This window comes from Streptomyces sp. NPDC058758 (genome assembly GCF_042746075.1).
In the GTDB taxonomy this organism is placed as follows: domain Bacteria; phylum Actinomycetota; class Actinomycetes; order Streptomycetales; family Streptomycetaceae; genus Streptomyces.
Genome location: NZ_JBHYPS010000016.1, coordinates 1 through 22015, shown reverse-complemented (window position 1 = coordinate 22015; position 22015 = coordinate 1). Strand labels below are relative to the sequence as shown.

At 75.4% G+C, this 22015-nt stretch carries 22 protein-coding genes; 19 read left to right on the top strand and 3 right to left on the bottom strand.

Features of this window, described 5'->3' with window-relative positions; translation table 11 throughout:
- Window positions 1-68 precede the first annotated feature (68 nt).
- The 13 genes from ACFW6A_RS20305 to ACFW6A_RS20245 all read left to right on the top strand — a co-directional run bounded on the left by ACFW6A_RS20305 (window position 69) and on the right by ACFW6A_RS20245 (window position 11500).
- Entirely contained in the window at window positions 69-395 is a 327-nt protein-coding gene (locus ACFW6A_RS20305; protein ID WP_351853818.1) for a TcmI family type II polyketide cyclase, read from the top strand.
- The gene (locus ACFW6A_RS20300; RefSeq protein ID WP_351853815.1) at window positions 392-1672 is read left to right on the top strand and encodes a beta-ketoacyl-[acyl-carrier-protein] synthase family protein; all 1281 of its coding nucleotides are present in this window, start codon (window positions 392-394) and stop codon (window positions 1670-1672) included. Before ACFW6A_RS20305 ends, ACFW6A_RS20300 begins: the two co-directional genes overlap by 4 nt.
- Entirely contained in the window at window positions 1669-2889 is a 1221-nt protein-coding gene (locus ACFW6A_RS20295) for a ketosynthase chain-length factor (RefSeq protein ID WP_351853813.1), read from the top strand. Before ACFW6A_RS20300 ends, ACFW6A_RS20295 begins: the two co-directional genes overlap by 4 nt.
- Before the next feature lie 187 nt (window positions 2890-3076).
- On the top strand, window positions 3077-3349 hold the full coding sequence (locus ACFW6A_RS20290) for an acyl carrier protein (RefSeq protein ID WP_386641743.1): 273 nt from the start codon (window positions 3077-3079) through the stop codon (window positions 3347-3349).
- An 11-nt stretch (window positions 3350-3360) separates the two neighbouring features.
- Window positions 3361-4152 (top strand): 3-oxoacyl-ACP reductase FabG, encoded by a 792-nt coding sequence (gene fabG / locus ACFW6A_RS20285; RefSeq protein WP_351853807.1) that lies wholly within the window; start codon window positions 3361-3363, stop codon window positions 4150-4152.
- Window positions 4153-4185: 33 nt separating this feature from the next.
- Window positions 4186-5124: an aromatase/cyclase gene (locus ACFW6A_RS20280; RefSeq protein ID WP_386641740.1), complete on the top strand. Its 939-nt coding sequence runs from the start codon at window positions 4186-4188 to the stop codon at window positions 5122-5124.
- A 2-nt stretch (window positions 5125-5126) separates the two neighbouring features.
- Window positions 5127-6362 (top strand): FAD-dependent oxidoreductase, encoded by a 1236-nt coding sequence (locus tag ACFW6A_RS20275; RefSeq protein WP_351853802.1) that lies wholly within the window; start codon window positions 5127-5129, stop codon window positions 6360-6362.
- On the top strand, window positions 6359-7126 hold the full coding sequence (locus ACFW6A_RS20270; protein ID WP_351853800.1) for an SDR family oxidoreductase: 768 nt from the start codon (window positions 6359-6361) through the stop codon (window positions 7124-7126). Before ACFW6A_RS20275 ends, ACFW6A_RS20270 begins: the two co-directional genes overlap by 4 nt.
- The gene (locus tag ACFW6A_RS20265; protein WP_386641737.1) at window positions 7123-8160 is read left to right on the top strand and encodes an LLM class flavin-dependent oxidoreductase; all 1038 of its coding nucleotides are present in this window, start codon (window positions 7123-7125) and stop codon (window positions 8158-8160) included. Before ACFW6A_RS20270 ends, ACFW6A_RS20265 begins: the two co-directional genes overlap by 4 nt.
- A complete protein-coding gene (locus tag ACFW6A_RS20260; protein ID WP_351853795.1) occupies window positions 8157-9410 on the top strand; it encodes an MFS transporter in 1254 nt (417 codons plus the stop codon). The genes ACFW6A_RS20265 and ACFW6A_RS20260 overlap by 4 nt, the downstream gene beginning before the upstream one ends.
- Complete coding sequence (locus ACFW6A_RS20255) at window positions 9407-10006, top strand: NAD(P)H-dependent oxidoreductase (RefSeq protein ID WP_351853792.1); 600 nt, start codon at window positions 9407-9409, stop codon at window positions 10004-10006. Before ACFW6A_RS20260 ends, ACFW6A_RS20255 begins: the two co-directional genes overlap by 4 nt.
- Window positions 9996-10667, top strand: a complete 672-nt coding sequence (locus tag ACFW6A_RS20250; RefSeq protein WP_351853789.1) for an antibiotic biosynthesis monooxygenase — start codon at window positions 9996-9998, stop codon at window positions 10665-10667. The genes ACFW6A_RS20255 and ACFW6A_RS20250 overlap by 11 nt, the downstream gene beginning before the upstream one ends.
- A complete protein-coding gene (locus tag ACFW6A_RS20245) occupies window positions 10664-11500 on the top strand; it encodes an NAD(P)H-binding protein (RefSeq protein WP_351853787.1) in 837 nt (278 codons plus the stop codon). Before ACFW6A_RS20250 ends, ACFW6A_RS20245 begins: the two co-directional genes overlap by 4 nt.
- A gap of 82 nt (window positions 11501-11582) precedes the next feature.
- On the opposite strand, the gene ACFW6A_RS20240 is transcribed toward ACFW6A_RS20245, so the two are convergent.
- The 3 genes from ACFW6A_RS20240 to ACFW6A_RS20230 form a co-directional block, all read right to left on the bottom strand.
- Complete coding sequence (locus ACFW6A_RS20240) at window positions 11583-12896, bottom strand: cytochrome P450 (protein WP_386641731.1); 1314 nt, start codon at window positions 12894-12896, stop codon at window positions 11583-11585.
- Between the two features lie 134 nt (window positions 12897-13030).
- Entirely contained in the window at window positions 13031-13714 is a 684-nt protein-coding gene (locus tag ACFW6A_RS20235) for a response regulator transcription factor (RefSeq protein ID WP_351853781.1), read from the bottom strand.
- Between the two features lie 113 nt (window positions 13715-13827).
- Entirely contained in the window at window positions 13828-14457 is a 630-nt protein-coding gene (locus ACFW6A_RS20230) for a TetR/AcrR family transcriptional regulator (protein ID WP_386641854.1), read from the bottom strand.
- 324 nt (window positions 14458-14781) lie between these two features.
- On the opposite strand from ACFW6A_RS20230, the gene ACFW6A_RS20225 reads away from it, so the two are divergent.
- The 6 genes from ACFW6A_RS20225 (at window position 14782) to ACFW6A_RS20200 (ending at window position 21933) form a co-directional block, all read left to right on the top strand.
- Window positions 14782-16410, top strand: coding sequence for a DHA2 family efflux MFS transporter permease subunit (locus ACFW6A_RS20225; protein ID WP_386641728.1), 1629 nt, complete (start codon window positions 14782-14784; stop codon window positions 16408-16410).
- Window positions 16407-17237 carry an SDR family NAD(P)-dependent oxidoreductase gene (locus ACFW6A_RS20220; RefSeq protein WP_386485781.1) on the top strand — a complete coding sequence of 277 codons (831 nt, stop codon included), beginning with the start codon at window positions 16407-16409 and terminating at the stop codon, window positions 17235-17237. The genes ACFW6A_RS20225 and ACFW6A_RS20220 overlap by 4 nt, the downstream gene beginning before the upstream one ends.
- Before the next feature lie 210 nt (window positions 17238-17447).
- Window positions 17448-18128, top strand: a complete 681-nt coding sequence (locus ACFW6A_RS20215; RefSeq protein WP_386641725.1) for a hypothetical protein — start codon at window positions 17448-17450, stop codon at window positions 18126-18128.
- A gap of 160 nt (window positions 18129-18288) precedes the next feature.
- Complete coding sequence (locus ACFW6A_RS20210; RefSeq protein WP_386641722.1) at window positions 18289-18501, top strand: hypothetical protein; 213 nt, start codon at window positions 18289-18291, stop codon at window positions 18499-18501.
- Window positions 18502-19005: 504 nt separating this feature from the next.
- Complete coding sequence (lanL, locus tag ACFW6A_RS20205) at window positions 19006-21693, top strand: class IV lanthionine synthetase LanL (protein ID WP_386641719.1); 2688 nt, start codon at window positions 19006-19008, stop codon at window positions 21691-21693.
- Window positions 21694-21777: 84 nt separating this feature from the next.
- Window positions 21778-21933 (top strand): VenA family class IV lanthipeptide, encoded by a 156-nt coding sequence (locus tag ACFW6A_RS20200; protein WP_200425306.1) that lies wholly within the window; start codon window positions 21778-21780, stop codon window positions 21931-21933.
- Window positions 21934-22015: the final 82 nt, after the last annotated feature.

Below are 22015 nucleotides of genomic sequence, written 5' to 3'. Positions count from 1 at the left end.
CCGCGGCCGCCCCCGCTCCTCCTCTCCCCCGCCCCACCCGTACGCACCCGTTCCCGAGAGAGGTAACGATGCACAGCACCCTGATCGTCGCCCGGATCGCCTCCGGCTCGGACGACGAAGTCGCCCGGCTCTTCGGCGCGTTCGACGCGACCGAGATGCCCCACCTAATGGGCACCCGCAGGCGCCAGCTCTTCGCCTACCGCGGCCTGTACTTCCACCTCCAGGACTTCGACGACGCCGACGGCGGCACCCGCATCGAGGGCGCCAAGAGCGACCCGCGGTTCGTCGCCATCAGCGACGACCTGAAGCCGCACATCGAGGCGTACGACCCCGCCACCTGGCGCTCCCCCGCCGACGCCATGGCCCGCCGCTTCTACCACTGGAGCGCCCGGTGAGCCGCCCCGACGACCGAAGGGTCGTGATCACCGGGATCGGGGTGACGGCCCCCGGCGCCATCGGCACCAAGAACTTCTGGCAGCTGCTGACCGACGGCCGCACCGCGACCCGCCGGATCTCCTTCTTCGACCCCTCGCCCTTCCGCTCGCAGATCGCCGCCGAGGTCGACTTCGACGCCGAACTCGCCGGCCTGACCCCGCACGAGATCCGGCGCACCGACCGGGCCGCGCAGTTCGCGATCGTCACCGCCCGGGAGGCCGTGGAGGACAGCGGCCTCGACCTCGACGCCCTCGACCCGGCCCGCACCGGCGTCACCATCGGCAGCGCCGTCGGCGCGACCACCGGCCTCGACCAGGAGTACCGCACGGTCAGCGACGGCGGCCGGCTCGACGTCGTGGACGGCACCTACGCGGTGCCCCACCTGTACAACTTCCTGGTCCCCAGCTCCTTCGCCACCGAGGTCGCCTGGGCGGTCGGCGCCGAGGGCCCGAGCACGGTGGTCTCCACCGGCTGCACCTCCGGCCTCGACGCCGTCGGCTACGCGGCCGAGGTCATCCGGGACGGCCTCGCCGACGTGATGGTGGCCGGCGCGACCGACGCCCCCATCTCCCCCATCACCGTGGCCTGCTTCGACGCCATCAAGGCCACCACCGCCCGCAACGACGACCCCGAGCACGCCTCGCGGCCCTTCGACGCCAGCCGCAACGGCTTCGTCCTGGGCGAGGGCTGCGCCGTCTTCGTGCTGGAACGCCTCGACCGGGCCCGCGCCCGCGGCGCCCGCGTCTACGCCGAGGTCGCCGGCTACGCCACCCGCTCCAACGCCTTCCACATGACGGGCCTGCGCCCCGACGGCCGGGAGATGGCCGAGGCGATCCGGGTCGCCCTCGACGAGGCCCGCCTCGACGCCGGCTCCGTCGACTACGTCAACGCGCACGGCTCCGGCACCAAGCAGAACGACCGGCACGAGACCGCCGCCTTCAAGGCGAGCCTCGGGGAGCACGCGTACCGCACCCCGGTCAGCTCCATCAAGTCGATGGTCGGGCACTCGCTCGGCGCCATCGGCTCCATCGAGATCGCCGCCTCGGCGCTCGCCATGGAGCACCACGTCGTCCCGCCCACGGCGAACCTGCACACCCCCGACCCCGAGTGCGACCTGGACTACGTGCCGCTCACCGCGCGCGACCAGCTCGTCGACGCCGTCCTGTCGGTCGGCAGCGGCTTCGGCGGCTTCCAGAGCGCCGTCGTGCTCGCCCGGCCCGACCGGAGGGCGCGATGAGCGCGCGCGCCGTGGTGACCGGCCTCGGCGTCGCCGCCCCGACCGGCCTGGGCCTGGAGGAGTACTGGGCCAACACCCTCGCCGGGCGCAGCGCCATCCGGGAGGTCACCCGCTTCGACGCCTCCTCCTACCCCTCGCGGCTGGCGGGCGAGATCGACGGCTTCGAGGCGGGGGAGCACCTGCCGGGCCGGCTGCTGCCGCAGACCGACCGGATGACCCGGCTCGCCCTGGTGAGTGCCGACTGGGCCCTCGCCGACGCCGGGGTGGAGCCGGACGAGCTGCCCGACTACGCGGCCGGCGTGATCACCGCGAGCCACTCGGGCGGCTTCGAGTTCGGGCAGAACGAGCTGAAGGCGCTGTGGAGCAGGGGCGGGCAGTACGTCTCCGCGTACCAGTCCTTCGCCTGGTTCTACGCCGTCAACAGCGGCCAGATCTCCATCCGGAACAAGCTGCGCGGTCCGAGCAGCGTCGTCGTCAGCGACCAGGCCGGCGGACTCGACGCCGTGGCGCAGGCCCGCCGCCAGATCCGCAAGGGCACCTCGCTGGTGGTCTCCGGCGCCGTCGACGCCTCCCTCTGCTCCTGGGGCTGGGTCGCGCAGCAGGCCGGCGGCCGGCTGACCACGCGCCACGACCCCGCGCGGGCCTACGTGCCCTTCGACGCCGAGGCCTCCGGGCACGTGCCGGGCGAGGGCGGCGCGCTGCTCGTCGTCGAGGACGCGGAGCACGCCCGGCGCCGGGGCGCGCCCCGGGTGTACGGCGAGATCGCCGGGCACGCGGCGACGATGGACCCCCGGCCCGGCAGCGGCCGCGCCCCGGGCCTGCGGCGCGCCGTCGACCTGGCCCTGGCCGACGCGGGGGCCGCGCCGGGCGACGTCGACGTCGTCTTCGCGGACGCCGCCGGGGTCCCGGAGCTGGACCGGATCGAGGCCGAGACGCTGGCCGAGGTGTTCGGCCCGCGCGGCGTCCCGGTCACCGCGCCCAAGACGATGACCGGCCGGCTCTACTCCGGGGCGGCGCCGCTCGACCTGGCGGCCGCCCTGCTCGCCCTGCGCGACGGGGTCGTCCCGCCGACCGTGGCCACCCGGCCCGCCCCCTCCCACGCCCTCGACCTGGTCACCGGCGCGCCCCGGCCGGCACGGCTGCGCACCGCCCTCGTACTGGCCCGCGGGCAGGGCGGCTTCAACTCCGCCCTGGTGGTCCGCACGGCGGAGGCCTGAACCCACGAGCGGCCCCGCCGGGACCGCCGGGTCTGCGGGTCCGCCGGGACCGCCCGGGCCACCGGTGCCGTCACGCCCGGACTCGTGCTCCTCCCCCTCCCCGTGCCCGCACCCCGACTCGTACCCCCACCCGCGCCCGAACCTCACCCCGTACCCGTACCCGTACCCGTACCGAAAGGCGATCCTCATGTCCTCCACCCACCCCTTCACCCTCGACGACCTGCGTCGCGTCCTGCGCGAGGCGGCCGGTGCCGACGAGGGCGTCAACCTCGACGGCGACATCCGCGACACCGACTTCGACGCGCTCGGCTACGAGTCGCTGGCCCTGCTGGAGACCGCCGGGCGGATCGAGCGCGAGTGGGGCATCACGCTCGACGACGACACCCTCGGCGAGGCCCGCACCCCGGGCGCGCTCGTCGACGCGGTCAACGCCCACCTGTCCGCCGCCCGGGCCGCCTGAGGGAGCCGGAGATGACCCAGCCGACCACCGCCCCCCGCGTCGCCCTGGTGACCGGCGCGACCAGCGGCATCGGGCTCGCCGTCGCCCGGCTGCTCGCCGCGCAGGGCCACCGCGTCTTCATCGGCGCGCGCGGCGCCGAGAACGTCACCGCCACCGTGAAGGAACTGCGCGCCGAGGGCCTCGACGTCGACGGCACCGTCCTCGACGTGCGCTCCGCCGAGGACGTGCGGGAGTTCGTGCGCGCCGCCGTCGAGCGCTTCGGCCCCGTCGACGTCCTGGTCAACAACGCCGGCCGCAGCGGCGGAGGGGTCACCGCGGACCTGGCCGACGAGCTGTGGGACGACGTCATCGAGACCAACCTCACCAGCGTCTTCCGCGTCACCCGCGAGGTGCTGAACGCCGGCGGCCTGCGCGCCAGGGACCGCGGCCGCATCATCAACATCGCCTCCACGGCGGGCAAGCAGGGGGTCGTCCTCGGCGCGCCCTACTCCGCCTCCAAGCACGGCGTCGTCGGCTTCACCAAGGCGCTCGGCAACGAGCTCGCGCCGACCGGCATCACCGTCAACGCCGTCTGCCCCGGCTACGTCGAGACGCCGATGGCGCAGCGCGTCCGCCAGGGCTACGCCGCCGCCTACGAGACCACCGAGGACGCCGTCCTGGAGAAGTTCCGGGCCAAGATCCCGCTCGGCCGCTACTCCACCCCGGAGGAGGTCGCCGGCCTCGTCGGCTACCTCGCCTCGGACACCGCCGCCTCCATCACCGCGCAGGCGCTCAACGTCTGCGGCGGCCTCGGCAACTTCTGATCCCCGCCCGCCCCTGCTTCCCGGGAGTTCACCATGACCGTTCGCGAGGTCGAACACGAGATCACCGTGCAGGCCCAGGCCACCGAGGTGTACCGGCTGCTGGCCGAGGTGGAGAACTGGCCGCGCCTGTTCCCGCCCTCCGTCCACGTCGACCGCCTGGAGCGGAACGGCGACGAGGAGCGGATCCGGATCTGGGCCACCGCCAACGGCGAGGCCAAGAACTGGACGTCCCGCCGGATCCTCGACCCCGAGGGCCTGCGCATCCGCTTCTGGCAGGAGGTCTCCTCGCCGCCGGTCGCCGAGATGACCGGCACCTGGACCCTGGAGCCCGCCGGCGACGGCGGGACCCGGGTCCGGCTGCTGCACACCTATCGCGCGATCGGGGACGACCCCGACGCGCTGGCCTGGATCGACGAGGCCGTCGACCGCAACAGCCGGGCCGAGCTGCCCGCCCTCAAGGAGAACCTGGAACGGGCCTCGCACGGTGACGAGCTGACCCTCTCCTTCGAGGACAGCGTCCGCGTCGAGGGCGCGGCCAAGGACGTCTTCGACTTCCTCAACGAGGCCGACCGGTGGACCGAACGGCTCCCGCACGTCGCCTCCGTCACGTTCACCGAGACCACGCCCGGCCTCCAGACCCTGCGCATGGAGACCCGCACCAAGGACGGCTCCACCCACACCACCGAGTCGGTGCGGGTCGCCTTCCCCCACCACCGGATCGCCTACAAGCAGACCACCCTGCCGCCCCTGCTGGCGCTGCACACCGGCTACTGGCAGCTCACCGAGGACGCCGACGGCGTCACCACCGCCACCTCGCAGCACACCGTGGTCCTCAACGGCGACGCGATCACGCAGGTGCTCGGCGCCGACGCGGGCGTGCCCGAGGCCCGCGCCTTCGTCCGCGAGGCGCTCGGCGGGAACAGCCGCGCCACCCTCGGCCTGGCCAAGCGGTACGCGGAAGAGCGGCGCTGACCATGGCCGCCCTCCCCCGCCCCGCCCCGGCGTACGCGGGCGCGCCCGAACGGACCGACGTGATCGTGGTCGGCGCCGGGCCGGTGGGCCTGCTGCTCGCCGGCGACCTGCGCCGGGCCGGCGTACGCGTCACCGTGCTGGAGCAGCTCACCGCGCCGGCCACCACGTCGCGGGCCTCCACGCTGCACACCCGCACGATGGAGCTCCTCGCCGAGCGCGGACTGCTCGCGCGGCTCGGCCCGCTGCCACCCGGCGGCCCCGGCCACTTCGGGGGCCTCCCGCTCGACCTGCGGGCCGCCGCCCCCGGCCATCCGTACGCGGGCCAGTTCAAGTGCCCGCAGCCGCGCCTGGAAGCCGCCCTGCACGCGTGGGCGACGGGCCTCGGCGCCCGGGTGCGGCGCGGGCACGCGGTGACCGGGCTGCGCCAGTACGCGGATCGGGTCGTCGTCAGCGGCATCGAACTCGGCTCCGGGCCGCGGCGGTTCGCCGCCTCGTACGTCGTCGGCTGCGATGGCGAACGCAGCACCGTGCGCCAGCTGGCCGGCTTCGACTTCCCCGGCGACGATCCGACGCTGGAGATGTTCCGCGCCGACGTGGCGGGCATCGGGGTGCCCAACCGGCGCTTCGAACGCCGCCCGAACGGGCTGGCGACCGCCCACCGCTGGCCCGACGGGACGACCCGGATCATGGTGCACGTCCACGGCTCCGCGCCCGTCCCCCGGACCGGGCCGCCCGCCTTCGACGAGGTCGTCGCCGCGTGGGCGAAGGTCACCGGCGAGTCCATCGGCCACGGCACCCCCGTCTGGCTCGACGCCTTCGACGACACCAGCCGCCAGGCCGCCCGGTACGTGAAGGGCCGGGTGGTCCTCGCGGGCGACGCGGCGCACGTGCAGATGCCGGTCGGCGGCCAGGCCCTCAACCTCGGCCTCCAGGACGCCGCCGCCCTCGGCCACCGGCTCGCCGGCCACCTCACCGGCCGCACGCCGGCCGCGGGCCTGGAGGAGTACGAGCGGCTGCGCCACCGCGTCGGCGCCCGGACCCTCACCGGCATCCGCGCCCAGTCCCGGCTGCTGCTGGGCGGGCCGGAGGTGGAGGGCCTGCGCACCGTCATGGCCGAACTGCTCACCCTCGACTCGGCGGCCGGCTACCTCGCCCGCATCATCAGCGGCGTCGCGCACGAGCCGGACACCGCCGCCACCCCGCCGACCCCCCTCCCCCACGAAGGAGTTGCCGCATGACCCGGCTCACCGGCAAGACCGCGCTCGTCACCGGCTCCAGTCGCGGCATCGGCCGTGCCGTCGCGGTGCGGCTCGCCCGCGAGGGCGCGCTCGTGGCCGTGCACTACGCGAACGACGAGGCCGCCGCCGAGGAGACCCTCCGGCTCATCGAGAAGGACGGCGGGCGCGGCTTCACCGTGCGCGCCGAACTCGGCGTGCCGGGGGACGTGCACGAGCTGTTCCTCGGCCTGGAGGCGGGCCTCAAGGAGCGCACCGGCACGACGACGCTGGACATCGTCGTCAACAACGCCGGCGAGACCAGCCAGAGCGGCATCCCCTTCGAGGACCTCACCCCGGAGCGGTTCGACCGGTTCTTCGCGGTCAACGCCCGCGCCCCGTACTTCCTCCTCCAGCGGGCGCTGCCGCAGATACCGGAGGGCGGACGGGTCGTCAACATCTCCTCCGGCCTCACCCGGGTCGCCAACCCCGACCAGGTCGCCTACGCGATGACGAAGGGCGCCGTCGAGCAGCTGACCCTGCACCTGGCCCGGCTGCTGGCGCCGCGCGGGATCACCATCAACAGCGTGGCGCCCGGGATCACCGACAACGGCGGGGCGGTCTTCGACATCCCCGAGGCCGTCGAGCAGATGGCGGCGCTCTCCGCGTTCCACCGGGTCGGCGAGGCCGGTGACGTCGCCGACGTGGTGACGTTCCTCGTCACCGAGGAGGCCCGCTGGATCACCGGGTCCTTCGTCGACGCCAGCGGCGGGACCCTCCTCGGATGACGCCGCCGACCCCGCCCGCACCGGAGGAGCGCCACCCCGTGGACGTCGGTCTCCTCTTCGACCTGCGCAATCCCGACGCGTGGCACCGTCCCTGGGCCGCCCACTACGCGCACACCCTGGAGCTGTGCGAGGAGGCCGACCGGCGCGGTGTCGGCGGGCTCTGGTTCACGGAGCACCACCTCTTCGAGGACGGCTACCTCCCGCAGCCGCTGACCTTCGCCGCCGCCGTCGCGGCCCGCACCCGGCGCGCGCGGATCGGCACGTCCGTGGTGCTGCCCGCGCTGCACCACCCGGTGGACCTGGCCGAACAGGCCGCCCTGGTCGACCTGATCAGCGGCGGGCGGCTCGAACTCGGTCTCGGGGCCGGCTACCGGCGCCCCGAGTACGCCCTGTTCGACGCGGAGTTCGGGCGCCGCTTCCAGCACACGGAACGGAACATCGCCGAGATCCTGCGGCTGTGGCGGGAGCGGGAGCTCACGCCGGCCCCGATCCAGGACCCGCCGCCGGTGTGGGGCGGCTTCTACGGGCCGCGCGGCGCCCTCATCGCCGGGCGGCTCGGCCTCGGCCTGCTCCACATCAACCGCGCCGTCCACCCGCACTACCTGAGGGGGCTGGAGGAGGGCGGGCACGCGCCGGAGACCGCCCGCGTCTCCGACCTGCTGCCGATCATCCTGTCCACCGATCCGGAGGCGGCCTGGCAGCGCGTCGGCCCGCACCTGCTGCACCAGCTGAACTCCTACCGGCAGGGCGCCCTCCAGGGGACCGGCGTCGAGGGGCCGCCACCGCTGACCCTGGAGGACCTGCGCGACCCGGACGCCGAGGACACCCGCGGCCTCCTCGACATCCTCACCCCCGAGGACGCCGCCGTCCGGATCAGGGAGCGCACCGAGGGGCTGCCCGTGCGCCACCTCATCTTCTGGGCGAGCATCGCGGGCATGCCCGACGACCTGGTCGCCGAGAACGTCGAGCTGGTCACGGAGAAGCTGCCGCCGCTGCTCGCCGCCGGGCCCCCGGCCGGCCCCGCCGGCCGGTGAGCGGCGCCGCCGCGGCGCGGGCCGCCGGGGCTCCTCCGGCGCACGGCGGCTGGGACGTGCGGCACCGGGCGGTCCTGCTGGTGCTGTCCGCCAACATGATCCTCGACGCGATCGAGGTGTCGGTGGTCCTGGTGGCCCTGCCGGACATCCGCGCGGAGCTGGGCCTGTCGCCGCTGGCCGTGCAGTGGCTGATGAGCGGCTTCGCGCTGGGCTTCGCCGCCGCCCTGCTCGCGGGGGCGCGGCTGGTGGCCCGGCTGGGCACCCGGCGGGTGTACCTGGCGGCGATGGCCGGTTTCGCCGTGGCGTCCGTGGCGGGCGGGTTCGCCGACGGTCCCGTCCCGCTGATCGCCACCCGGGTGGTGAAGGGCCTGTGCGCGGCGCTGACCGCCCCGGCGGGCCTGACCATCATCGCCGGCGCGTTCCCCGACGGGCCCGGCCGGCGGCGGGCCGTGTCCGTGTACTCCCTCTGCGGGGCGGCCGGCTTCACGGCGGGACTGCTGCTGTCGGGGGCACTGCTCCACGCCGGCTGGCGGTGGACCCTGTGGTTCCCGGCGCCGCTGGCGCTGCTCGTGCTGCTGCTCGCGCTGCGGGTGCTGCCGCGCGATCCGGCTCCGGCGGCTCCGGCCGGGCGCTCCCCGTCGGCGCCGCGGCGCCCGCGGGACGGGGTGCTGCTGCGTACGGCGGTGGGGGCGGCGGCGCTGAACGGCACCTACCACAGCGTGCTGTTCCTGGTGACGCTGCACGTCCAGGAGCGGCAGGGCTGGCCCCCGTGGCTGAACGCCCTCGGGCTGCTCCCCGCGTGCGTGCCACTCGCCGTGACGGTGCCGTTCGCCGGGCGGATGACGGCGCGGTGGGGCACCGGGCGGCTGATCGCGCTGGGTGCCGCGGCGCCCGTGGCCGGGTTCGGGCTGCTGCTGGCCCGGCCGCGGCTCACGCCGTACGCGACGGGGGCCCTGCCGGCCCTCCTGCTCGTCGGTGCCGGGTTCGTGCTGTCCTTCGCCGCGCTCAACCTGCGGGCCGCCTCCACGGGGCCCGCCGAGGAACGGCCGGCGACCGTCCGCCGCTACCAGGCCGCCGTGCAGCTCGGCGCCGTGGCGCTCCTGCCGGCGACGGGCGCGCTGCTGGCCGCCGGGCACGGCGGACGGCCCGCCTTCGCCCTGCTCGCCGGGGCCGCCGCCGTCGGCCTGGCGGCGGCCCTGCTCCCCCTTCCCTCCCGCTCGACCCCCTCCTCCCGAAAGGACCGACCATGACCGCACCGCACCCCGATCTGTCCCTGGCCGTCATCACGGCCAGCGTCCGCGACGGGCGCCTCGGCCCGGCCGTCGCCGACTGGTTCACCACCCGCGCGCGGGCCCGTCCCGGCCTGGCCGTCCGCACCGTCGACCTGCGGGAGGCGCCGCTGCCGCTGACGCTGCCCGAGCCGGGCCGGGAGCCCGCGGCCGGCGTGGCCGGGGTCCGCGACCGGCTGCGCGCCGTGCTGGACGGCGCGGACGCCTTCGTGGTGGTGACGCCCGAGTACAACCACAGTTTCCCCGCCTCGCTCAAGAACGTGCTGGACTGGTTCCTCGCCGAATGGGCCGCCAAGCCCGTCGGCTTCGTCTCCTACGGCGGCCTGGCCGGCGGGCTGCGCGCCGTGGAGCAGCTGCGGCCGGTCTTCGCCGAGCTGCACGCGGTGACGGTGCGCGAGACGGTCAGCTTCCACACCGCGTGGGAGCTCCTGGACGCGGACGGGCGGATCCGCGGCGACAAGGCGGCCGACGCCGCGGCGGTCGCCCTCCTCGACCAGCTCACCTGGTGGGGCCGGGCCCTGCGGACGGCCCGGCGGGAGCACCCCTATGGGACGTGACGCGTTCCCGGCGCCCGCCGGGCCCGATCCCGGCCGGCCGGACGCGCGGGCCGTGTTCGTGACGCAGTGGTACGTGCCGGGGCGCGCGGCGGGGACGCGGCTGCTCGACGAGCTCGCCGGCCAGTGGCGCGCCGCGCCGCCCCCGGACGGGCTGCTCGCCTTCCACGCGTATCTGAGCACGGACGACGACACGGTCCTCGCCTATGCGCAGGCGCGGGACCCGGAGGCGTACCGGCCCTTCGTCCGGGGGCTGAGCGGGGCGGCCCGGGCCGAGCCGGTCGAGTACCGGCCGCGGCGCGGGGTCGTGCTCGCGTCCTCGCCCCGGCCGCCGGGGAGCGTGGTGGTGGCGAGCTTCGACGTGGACGGCGCCGAGCGGCAGGACCGGATCATCGAGTCCGTCGTGGGCGCGCTCGGCGCGGCGCCCGCCGACCAGCACCGGGGCATGCTCAGCGCCCACTTCCACGCCAGCACCGACGGCAGCCGGGTGCTCAACTACGCGCGGTGGACGAGCGACGAGGCCCACGAGGCGTTCCTGGCGGGCGCCACCCGGCGGGCGACCCTGCGCGCGACCGGCGCCACCCCCGGCGTACGGCCCATCGGCTTCAAGCGGTACCACCTGCACCACGCCATCGACCTCGACCTCGACAGGAGCAGCTCATGACCGTTCTGGTGACCGGAGTACGCGGACGGGTGGGAGGCGCGGTGCGGCGCGGGCTGCGCGAGGCCGGGGCGGAGGTGCGGGCCGCCAGCGGCTCGCCGGAGGCGGCCGGGGCGGTGGCCGGGGAGCCGCCGGTCCGGCTCGACCTGGGCGACCCGGGCACCTTCGCCCCGGCGCTCGACGGGATCCGGAAGGTCTTCCTGTACGCGCGGCCCGACACGGCCGGGCGGTTCGCCCGGGAGGCCCTGGCCGCGGGGGTCGAGCACGTGGTGCTGTTCTCGTCGCTGGCGATCGACGAGGAGGGGGCCGAGCAGAGCCCGATCGCCCGGCTGCACCGGGACGCGGAGGACGCGCTGCGGTCCTCGGGGCCGGACTGGACGTTCCTGCGGGCGGGGGCGCTGGCCTCGAACGCGCTCCAGTGGGCGGAGGAGATCCGCGCGGGGCGGGGCGTCCGGGTGGCCTATCCCGACACGTACAGCGAGCCCGTCCACGAGGACGACGTCGCCGAGGTGGCGGTGCGCGCCCTGCTGGGGGACGCCCATCGCGGGGAGGTGCTGCGGATCACCGGTCCCGAGTCCCTGTCGGCTCGGCGGCAGGCGGAGCTGATCGCGGCGGCGGCCGGGGTTCCCGTCCCCGTGGAGCGGATCGGACGGGCCGAGCACCGGGCGCGGTTGACGGCCCATCTGCCGGAGCCGACGGCGGACTTCCTGCTGGACTTCCAGCGGAAGCGGGACGGTCTTCCGGGCAACCCGCTGCCCGACGCGGAGCGGGTGCTGGGCCGGGGGGCGGCGCCGTTCGCGCGGTGGGCGCGGGAGCACGCGGCGGCGTTCCGCTGACGGCCGGCTGTACGGCGCCCGGTACGGCGACGGCGCGGCACCCTCGTGCGGGAGGGGGCCGCGCCGTCGTCCGTGCGCGGGTTCACCACTTCACGGGGAGTTCCCGTACGCCGCGCATGACACGGTTGCTCTGCCAGACGACCTCGTCCACCGGGACCGCCAGCCGGAGGCCGGGCAGCCGGCGGACCAGGGTGGCGACGGCGGTGCGCAGTTCGAGGCGGGCGAGGGGGGCGGCGGGGCAGTGGTGGGCGCCGTGGCCGAAGGCGAGGTGCGGGTTGGCCGTGCGGGTGAAGTCGATCTCCTCGGGCCGTTCGAAGACCGTCCCGTCGCGGTTGGCCGAGTCGTTCTGGGCCACGACCGCGTCGCCGGCGCGGATGAGTTCGCCGCCGATCTCCAGGTCCTCGACGGCGATCCGCGAGAACGGCGCGACGCTGGTGGCGAGCGGGGTGACGCGGAGCAGTTCCTCGACGGCGCCCGGCACCAGCCCGGGGTCCTCGACCAGGCTGTCCCAGAGGGCGGGCCGGGACAGCAGGGTGTAGAGGAAGTTGCCGGTCTGGTTGGCCGTGGTCTCGTGTCCCGCGGTGAGCAGGTCCACGGCGAAGATGGCGAGTTCGGCCTCGGTGAGCCGGTCCCGTCCGTCGCGCGCCGTGACGAGGCGGCTGAGCAGGTCGTCGCCGGGGGCGGCGACGCGGCGGGCTATCAGGTCGCGCAGATAGGCGTCGAGCTCGGCCCGGGCGGCCTGGATCCCGGTGGGGTCGGCCACGGTGAGGGCCATCATGGTGTCGGTCCAGGCCCGGAAGGCGGCCCGGTCCTCCTCGGGGACGCCGAAGGTCTCGCAGATGACGGTGATCCCCATGGGCCAGGCGAGGCCGGTCGCCAGGTCGGCGGGCGGGCCGGTCTCCTCCAGGGCGTCGACGAGGCCGTCGACGATCGCCTGCACCCGGGGGCGCACGGCCTCGACCTGGCGGACGCTGAACGCCTTGGCGGCCAGGCGGCGCAGCCGGGTGTGCTCCGGCGGGTCCATGCTGAGCAGCGACTCGGGGTGCTGGATGAGCGGGCTGGAGCGGGGCACGTCCTTGCCGACGGTCGCGGCGCGGCTGAGCCGCGGGTCCGCGAGGGCCGCGCGGACGTCGTCGTAGCGGGTGATCAGCCAGGCGTCGCCGCCGTGGGGCATGGTCACCCGGCTGACGGGCTGCTCGTCGCGCAGCCGCGCGTACACCGGGTCGAGGTCGAGCCGCCGGGAGGTGAAGTCGGAGGCGAGGTAGGGGCAGGAGGGCGCCGGGGAAAGGGAAGCGGACGCCGGGGAACCGGGGGCCGGGGAATCGGAGGTGCGGGATTCGGGGGTGAGGGATTCAGGGGTGAGGGATTCGGGGGAAAGGGAATCGGGGAAAGTCATGGGGGCCGTCTCCGTCGCTCGGTCGGGCGGGCGCTGACTTTTCGACTCTAGGCGGCAGCGGCGGGGCAGAGCGTCAGAGGAGCGATCACTTCTTCACAATTCGACGTCAAGACAGCGGCCGGGAAACGGGGTTCTCAGCCGGTTCCGAGCCGGAAGCCGACGCCGCGCACGGTGCGGATCCACCCGCTGTCCCCGAGCTTGCTGCGCAGGGAGCTGACGTGGGTGTCGACGGTACGGCTGGCGCGTGCGCCGATCTCCTCGCCCCGCGGGTCGCCCCATATCTCCTTCATCAGCTGGTGGCGGCTGACGACTTTCCCCGAGTTCTGCGCGAGGTAGTAGAGGAGGTCGAATTCCTTGCGGGTGAGTTCCACGAGGCGCCCGCCGACCAGTACTTCGCGGGATTCCGCGTCGACCCTGAGGCGTCCTATGGAGACCACGGTGAGGGATTCGCGCACGAGTTCGCGGGGGCGGGTCCTGCGGGTGACGGCCTCGATGCGGGCGACGAGTTCGCGGAATTCGTAGGGCTTGTCGAGGCAGTCGTCGGCGCCGGCCCACAGGCCGAGCACCCGGTCCAGCTCGGTGCCGCTGTCGGTGAAGGCGATGACCGGGACCTGGCCGGAGGCGCGGATGCGCCGGCACAGCTCCAGGCCGTCGAGGTCCGGCAGGTCCAGGTCGAGCAGGACGAGGTCCGCCTCCTGGTGCAGGGCGAGGGCCTCGGCCCCGGTCGCGGCACAGGTGACGTCGTGTCCGAGCCGTTCCAGCCGGGCGGCCGGCGAGCCGGCGCCGTCCTCCGGCGCCCCCACGACCAAGACGTGCACGCTGCCTCCCACCGCCTCTTCCAACTGCCTTGTTCCGTTTGATGATTCACCAGATCCGAAGCGGTGTCGGGGTGCGGAGCACGCCTTAAAGGAGCGTTCACCCGCGTTCACAATCAGGTGCGGACCACCGGGCCGTACGCCGCCAGGAAGGTGCGGACCGCGGAGACGCCCACGACCCGGAGTTCGGTCTCGGGGACCCGGCGGGTGCCCAGCCGCGAGCGCGCCTCCATCGGTCCGGTCAGGAGTGCGAGGAGCTGTTCCGCGGCCTCGGCGGGGTCGCAGGGGCGCAGGTGCCCCGCGAGGGAGAGCCGGGCGAGCCGGTCGGCGAGGGACTGCTTGAGCCGGCCCGCGCCGCTCCCCCAGACGATCTCCAGCAGGTCGGGGAAGCGGGCGACCTCGGCGTACAGGAGGCGGCGCAGCGACCAGGAGCGCTCGTCGCAACATCGCAGGAGGAGCCGGTGGGCGACGCCGTCGAGGAGGTCGTGCAACTCGTCTGCCCCGAAGGGGGTTTCGCGGCCGTCGGCGGTCAACCCCTCGACGACCGCGAGGTTCTCGGCCATGACGGCGTCGGCCGCCGCCTCCAGCGCGCTGCGGAAGACGTTCTCCTTGTCGCCGAGGTGGTTGTAGACGGTGTGCTTGGCGACGCCCGCGACTTCGGCGATCTCCTCCATGCACGCCCGGGCGTAGCCGCGGTGGGCGAACACGGTGAACGCGGCGCCGAGGATGGCCTCCCGCTTGTCGATCCGGCCGCGGGAGGCGCCCCGCCGGGCCGGCGCCGGGCCGGCCTCCGTGCCCGCCCCGGCCGTTTCGGCCGCCCTCTTCGTCGTCTTCGCCGTCTTCGTCGCTGCGCTGGTTCCGGTCACCGCGCCATCGTACCCGTCCCGACCCAATTACTGCACCAGTGAGTGCAGTTGACCGCACGTGCGGTTGCAGTCGAACCAGCGAGCCCCATAAAGTGCACCAGCCAGTGCAGTTCACTGGGACGGTTCGTTGATGTTCCGGGGCCGACAGACCCCCTCACGGCCGGTCCCGTCCGGCACACCGCTCGACCTCCGGAAGAGAGAGTCATGGCACACACATCCGACGGACGCCTCGATCCCGCCCTCCGGCGGCTGATCGGCGTCATCCTGCTCGGCGGGATCATGGGGATCCTCGACACCTCGATGATCGCCGCCGCGGCCGACACCCTGGCCCGGGACCTCGACACCTCGCTGGCCACCGTCAGCTGGGTCTCGACCAGCTACCTGCTGGCCCTGACCGTCTCCATCCCCGTCACCACCTGGGCCGTCGACCGCTTCGGCGGACGGCGGCTGTGGCTGGCCGGCCTCGTCGTCTTCCTCGCCGGCTCGATCGGCTCGGGCCTCGCCTGGGACGCGCCGAGCCTCATCGTCTTCCGTGTCGTCCAGGGACTGGGCGCGGGCCTCCTCGACCCGCTGATGCTCACCCTGCTCGCCCGCGCCTCCGGGCCCGAGCGGGCCGGCCGCGTCATGGGCCTCATGGGGGTCGTCGGCTCCAGCGGGCCCGTGCTCGGCCCGGTCGTCGGCGGCGTCATCCTCCAGGGCCTGTCCTGGCGCTGGATGTTCCTGGTCAACATCCCGATCGGGCTCGTCGCCCTGGTCCTCGCCCTGCGGACCGTCCCGAAGGACGCCCCCGGGCCCGAAGCCCGGGCCGCCCGCCTCGACGTCACCGGCATCGCCCTGATCGGCCCCGGCGTCGCCGCCGGCGTCCTCGCCCTCTCGCAGGCCGCCGAGCGCGCCGCCTTCGCCGTGTGGCAGGTCCTCGTCCCGCTCGCCGCGGCCGTCCTGCTGCTCGGCGGGTACGCGGTGCACGCGCTCGGCGCGCGGCGCACGGCACCCCTCATCGACCTGCGCCTCTTCACCCGCCGCAGCTTCTCGGCCAGCGTCACGGTCGGCGCGCTCGTCGGCCTCGCCACCTTCGCCTTCCTCTTCGCGCTGCCGCTCTACTACCAGCAGGCACGCGGGCACGGCGCCTTCGCCTCGGCCCTGCTGCTCGCCCCTCTCGGGGTCGGCTCCGCCCTCTCCATGCCGCTCACCGGGCGGCTCTCCGACCGGCTCGGCTCCCGGCCCCTGGTGCTGGCCGGCGGTGCCGTCGCCGCCCTGAGCGCGCTGGCCTTCACCCGGGCCGGCGCGGACACCCCCGAGGCCCTCACCGCCCTCGCCGCGTTCACCCTCGGCCTCGGGCTCGGCTCCGTCGGCGCCCCGACGATCGCGTCCCTCTACCGCACCCTGCCGTCCGCGCTGGTCCCGCAGGGCAGTTCCGTCCTCTACATGCTCAACCAGCTCGGCGCCTCGGTCGGCATCGCGACCGTCGCCCTCGTCGTGCAGACCGCCGGAGACGGCGACGCCGTCCGCGGCTTCCGCGCGGCCTCCTGGACGGTGGTGATCGCCCTCGTCGTGACCCTGGCCGCCGCGACCCAGCTCCCGGGCCGCCCGGAGCCCCGCGAGGAAGCCGCGGCCCCCACCGCGGCCCCGGACACGGGAACACCCGCCGAGGTCGGGGTCGACGCCGAGGCCGAGGTCGGGGTCGACGCCGAGGCCGGGGCCGGGGCCGGGGCCGAAACCGACACCGACGCCTCGGACGCGCCCCTCGCCGAGACGGCCCGGCCCGCCTCCACCACCTCCACCTCCACCTCCACCTCCACCGCCGCCGCCACCACGCAGGGAGACAAGCAGTGAGCACCCTCGTCATCGCGGGCGGCACGGACGGCATCGGCAAGGCCCTCGCCGAACGCCACCTCGACCGGGGCGACACCGTCCTCGTCATCGGCCGCGACCCCGCCAAGGGCCGTGCGTACCTGGAGCGGGCCCGGGCCCGCGGCGCCGGTGACCGGGCCGGCTTCGTCACCGCCGACCTCAGCCTGCTCAAGGACACCACCGCCGCGGTCGAGGAGGTCACCGCCCGGGCTCCGGCCGTCGACGCCCTGGTCCTCTGCGCCCGCCACTACCGCTTCCGACGCACCGTGACGCCGGAGGGGTACGAGGAGAACTTCGCCCTCTTCTACCTCAGCCGCTACCTCCTCGGCCACGGCCTGGTCCCGGCGCTGAGCAGGGCGGCCCGGCCCGTCGTCGTGAACGTCGCCGGCCCGGGCGCACCCCTGGACACGGTCCGCTGGGACGACCTGGAGCTCCGGAACGGCTACCACGGCGGCGCGGCGCTCGGCCACGGCGGCAAGCTCAACGACCTCCTCGCCGTCGCCTTCGCCGACCGGTACGCCGCCACCACGGGCATCCGGTACGTCCTCGTCCACCCCGGCGTCACCGCGACCGGCTTCTCCGGCGAGTACGACGCCGAGACGCTGCGGCACATCCGGTCCATGCAGCAGCGCGCGAAACCCGTGTCGGCCGCCCTTCCGCCCATCGTGGACGTCCTCGACGACCCGCCCGCCGCTCCCCTCAGCGCCTTCGTCGAGGGCCACCGGATCCGGGTCGACACGCCCGACTTCGACCGGACGGCGGCACTCCGCCTGGAGCGGATCACGGAGCGCCTCCTGAAGGAGCGGTGACGGCCGCGGGGCGCCGACGATCACGGGGCGTCCGGGGCAGCGCCTTGCCAAGTCCCCTGATTCCCGACGAAGTTCTGACGAAGTCCTGGAGCGACGGCACTTGGGCGCCCCGGCCGGGACGCGGAGACTTGATCCGCCCCCTCACCTCACCTCCGCTCCCTCGCCCTCCCCCTTCCCCTTCCCTCTCGTCGCCCCCTCAGGAGGCTCGCCGTGCCGCACCCGCAGACCCCCGCCACCGCCCGACCGGTCCTGGACGATCCGGGAAGCGCCGTCGCGCTCGTCACCACCGTGCCCGTCGACGGCCCCGGCCGCCCGCGGGCCGTGGCCGAGGCGGTGGCGCGCCTCGGCGCCGACCCGGACGCGTGGCCCCGGGGCCTGGCCTCGTTCACCGTCTACGTCGACGAGAACGGCGCCACGGTCCTCACGTACACGCAGTGGACGTCGGAGGAGGCGCTCGCCGGGGCCCGGAAGGGCGCGGGCGCCGCCTGGCCCGCCGGGCTCGGCACCGTCCCCGGCGCGGGAGCGCCGGCGTCGATGCCCTTCCGCCACTACCGGACGGTCCTGGGCACCGCCCCGACGGGCCCCGCGGCCCTCCCCGAGTCGTTCCCCGTCGCGTTCTTCGACACGGCGGACGAGGCGGCGGCGCGGGAGTGGCTCGACGGCCTGCTGGCCTCGGAGGAGAGTTCCGAGGGCGCGGACCGGGCCTACCCCGGGGCGGTCGCGGCGCACCTGCACATCAGCGTGGACGGCACGAGGGTCCTCAGCTTCTCCGAGTGGCTCTCGGAGGAGCAGGCGGTGGCCCACATCGAGGCCGTGTGGGAGCCGGTGCTCAAGGAGTTCGGGGGCACGGGCAGCCTGTACCGGCACGTCGCCACGCATCTGCGGCCCTGAGGCGGGGCCCCGGCGCGCGAGGATCCCCGCAGGACGGAGGAGGGGGGCGGCCGCCGAGCGTCGCCGAGCTCGTCGGGCCGGCGGAGCGGCGGCGGCGCCGGAGTGGTCCCGGTCGCGGTACGCGCCCCGGCGGGGCCTCTTCCGGCACCGGACCCTCGCGGTGCAGGCCGAGGCCGAGGTCCTGGACACCGGGCTGGGTCCGTACGACGTCGACACCCGGCCGTACCTGGAGCACATCCCCACGGCGAGTGGCGGCTCGGCCGGCCCCGAAGTCCGTCACGACGACTTCTTCGCCCCGGAACCCGCCGACCCGACTGTCCGCGTTCGGGTCGGCACGGAGGCGGCCGACTTCTTCCGGCAGCACCTGGGCTGACCCCTCGGCGGGCACGGCTTCGGCGTGGAGCACGGGGCCGCCGGCGTCGGACAACGGACATCGGCGCCGAGGCGACCGCGTCGGCCGGGCGGGGCTTCCGGTACGCGCGGTCCGCCAGGATCCCGAGGCGCCGTACGCGGAGGCGTCCCGCCGGCGCGGCACCTCGAAGGTGCCGCGCGGGCCGGCGAGGAGGCCGTCCGGCTGCTCGTCACGGCGGGGCGGCGACAGCCCCTGGACCTGCGTCCGTCGGGCCCGCCGCCGGAGCGGTGACGGCCTCGCACACCGCCCGTCGCACCGCCCTCCACCTGCAAGTCCTCCTTCCGGAAGGGACGTTGACGCCCCCGGTCGCGCGGTCGTGCGCCGTTCCGCGCCGGTCGCACCTCTGGGTGGGACAACCGCGGCGCGCGCTCGCTGGAACCGGTGAATGCGGCCCCCGGTATGTGGGGCCGACACGTGCGCCGGGCACGTTCCCCTCGGCGGTTCTCACCGTTGAGAGGGATGGGCATGACGCGTCACGCCACGGAAGCCGTAACGGAAGCCGTACTGGAAGACCTCCTCCACCGAGCACTGCGCGCCACGGGCACGGGCGAGCGGTGGACCACCGAGTCGGACGACATGTGGTGCCGGCTGGCACCCACGTCGGGAGAGCGGCGCCGGCAGGGGTGGAAACTGCACCTGTCGGCGACGGCCGCCTCCGCGCCCGCCGTCCTCGCGAAAGCTCTGGGCGTGCTGCTGCGGGACGCGTCCGGGTTCAAGTTCGCGCGGTCGCTGGAGCGGGTGGGCGCGCTCAACTCCCGTGCCACGCCGCGCGGAAGCTCCGGCAAGTTCCTGACCGTGTACCCCCGTTCGGACGCCGACGCGGCCCGGCTCGCCGGGGAACTGCACCGGGCGACGGCGGGACTCGCCGGCCCCCGGATCCTGTCCGACCAGCAGTACGCGGCGGACAGCCTGGTCCACTACCGGTACGGCGCCTTCGTCGGCCTGCGGCGGCTGTCCGAGGACGGGCTGCTCGTCTGGTACTTCGAGGACCCCGACGGCAATCCGGTGGAGGACCGCCGGACCGGGCGGTACACCCCACCGGAGTGGGCCGTCAGCCCCTTCCCCGCGCCGCCCGCGCCGCCCGCGCCCCCGGCGCCGGCGCCCGCCGCGCCGCGCCCCGTGGTGGTCGGCGGCCGGTTCTCGGTGCGGGAGGCGATCCGGCACACCAACAAGGGCGGCGTCTACCGGGGCAGCGACGTCCGCACGGGCGCCCCGGTCGTCATCAAGGAGACCCGCCCGCACGTGGAGGCCGACGCCTCCGGCCGCGACGTCCGCGACTGGCTGCGGGCCGAGGCGCGGACCCTGGAGAAGCTGCGGGGCACGGGCCTCGCGCCGGAACCGCTGGCGCTCTTCGAGCACGGCGGGCACCTCTTCCTGGCGCAGGAGGAGGTGCCGGGTGTCCCGCTGCGGACCTGGGTCGCCGAGCGGTTCCGCGACGCCGGCGCCGAGCGGTACGCGGCGGAGGCGGCGGAGCAGGCCGTGCGGCTCGTGGAGCTGGTGGCGGCGGCGCACGCCCGGGGCTGTGTGCTGCGGGACCTCACGCCCGGCAACGTGATGGTCCGCCCGGACGGGGAACTGCGCCTCATCGACCTGGAGCTCGCCGTCCTGGACGACGACGAGGCGCTCCCCACCCGGGTGGGGACGCCCGGGTTCAGCGCCCCCGAGCGCCTGGCGGACGCGCCGGTCTCCCCGACGGCCGACTACTACAGCCTCGGCGCGACCCTGTGCTTCGTCCTGGCGGGCAAGGTACCGAACCTGCTGGCCGAGGAGCCGGCAGACCGGCCCGCGGAGGAGCGGCTCGCCGACTGGCTGGACGCCGCAGCCGTCTCCGTACGGCTTCCGGACGGGGCGCGGGAGTCGATCCTCGGACTGATGCGGGACGATCCGGCCAGGCGCTGGGATCCGGCCAGGGCCCGCAGGGCCCTCGGGCGGACGGACGCGTCCCGCCGGGGCGCCCCCGGGAGCGTCCCGGCGGGGCGGGTCGCCGAGGAGACGACCGGCACCGCCGTCGCCGGGATCGTCCGGCACCTCCTGGACACGATGACGCCCGGGGACGAGCGGCGGCTGTGGCCGGTGTCCACGACGGCCGGCGAGAGCGATCCGTGCACCGTGCAGCAGGGCGCGGCCGGCGTCCTCGCGGTGCTGACCCGGTACTTCGAGCTCACCGGCGATCCCCGCCTGCCCGGGCCGCTCGCCGCGGCGGGCCGCTGGATCGCCGACCGCACCGACCCCCGTTCAGGCCGCCCGGGCCTGCACTTCGGGACCCGGGGCACCGCCTGGGCGCTGTACGAGGCGGGGCGCGCCGTCGGCGACCGGGCGCTCATGGACCACGCCCTGGCCCTGGCGCTGGCGCCGCAGGAGCCGACGCCCAGCCACGACATCACCCACGGCACCGCGGGCGGCGGTCTGGCCGCCGTCCACCTGTGGCGGCGCACCGGCGACCGGCGGCTCGCCGCGCTGGTCGCCGACGCGGCGGACCGGCTGGCCGCCGCCGCGCGCCGCGAGGCGGCCGGGGCGAGCTGGCCGGTCCCGGCGGAGGCCGTCGCGGCGGAGGCCGGGAAGCGCTACCTCGGCTTCGCCCACGGCACCGCGGGCATCGGCTGCTTCCTCCTCGCCGCCGCGTCCGTCACCGGCCGCCCGGAGGACCGGCGGCTGGCCGTGGCGGCGGGCGAACTCCTGGTGGCCCACGCCGTGGACGTGGGCGGGGCGGCCCAGTGGCCGGCGCAGGCGGGGGACGTGCCCACGGCACCGTACTGGTGCCACGGGTCGGCCGGGATCGGCTCGTTCCTGGTGCGGCTGTGGCGGGCGACCGGCGACGACCGGTACGGCGAGCTCGCCCGGCGCGCGGGCCGGGCCGTCGTCGAGCGGGCCTCGCGGGCCGCGCTCACCCAGTGCCACGGCCTCGCGGGCAACGGCGACTTCCTCCTCGACCTGGCCGAGGCCACGGGCGACCCGGAGCCCCGCGCGCGGGCCGGGGAGCTGGCCCGCCTCCTCGTCTCCGAAGGGTCCCGGCGCGGCGGCCACGTCGTCTTCCCCAACGAGTACGGGGACGTCACGACGGGCTGGAGCGACGGGTCCGCCGGAATCCTGGCGTTCCTCCTGCGGGTGCGCCACCCAGAACCCCGGCACTGGATGGTCCAGCAGCCGGTGTGAGCGGCGGAGAGCCCGCCGCCGCGGTACCGAGGAACGGCGCGAAGAAGAAACGGCACGAACGTCCACACGGAGAAGGAGAAAGCCATGGAGAACCAGGACCTCGACCTGCTCGCCCGCCTGCACGCCCTGCCGGAGACCGACCCGGTCGGCATCGACGGGGCGCCCTTCGGCGGCACCTGCGAGTGCGTCGGCCTGCTCACGCTCCTCAACACCGTCTGTATCGGCGTGAGCTGCGCGTAGTCCCCACCGCCTCCCCCGGCCGGGGGGGCGCCCCCCGGCGGCGGCGGCCCGCGGGGGGCCCCACCCAGCGGGACCCGCCCCC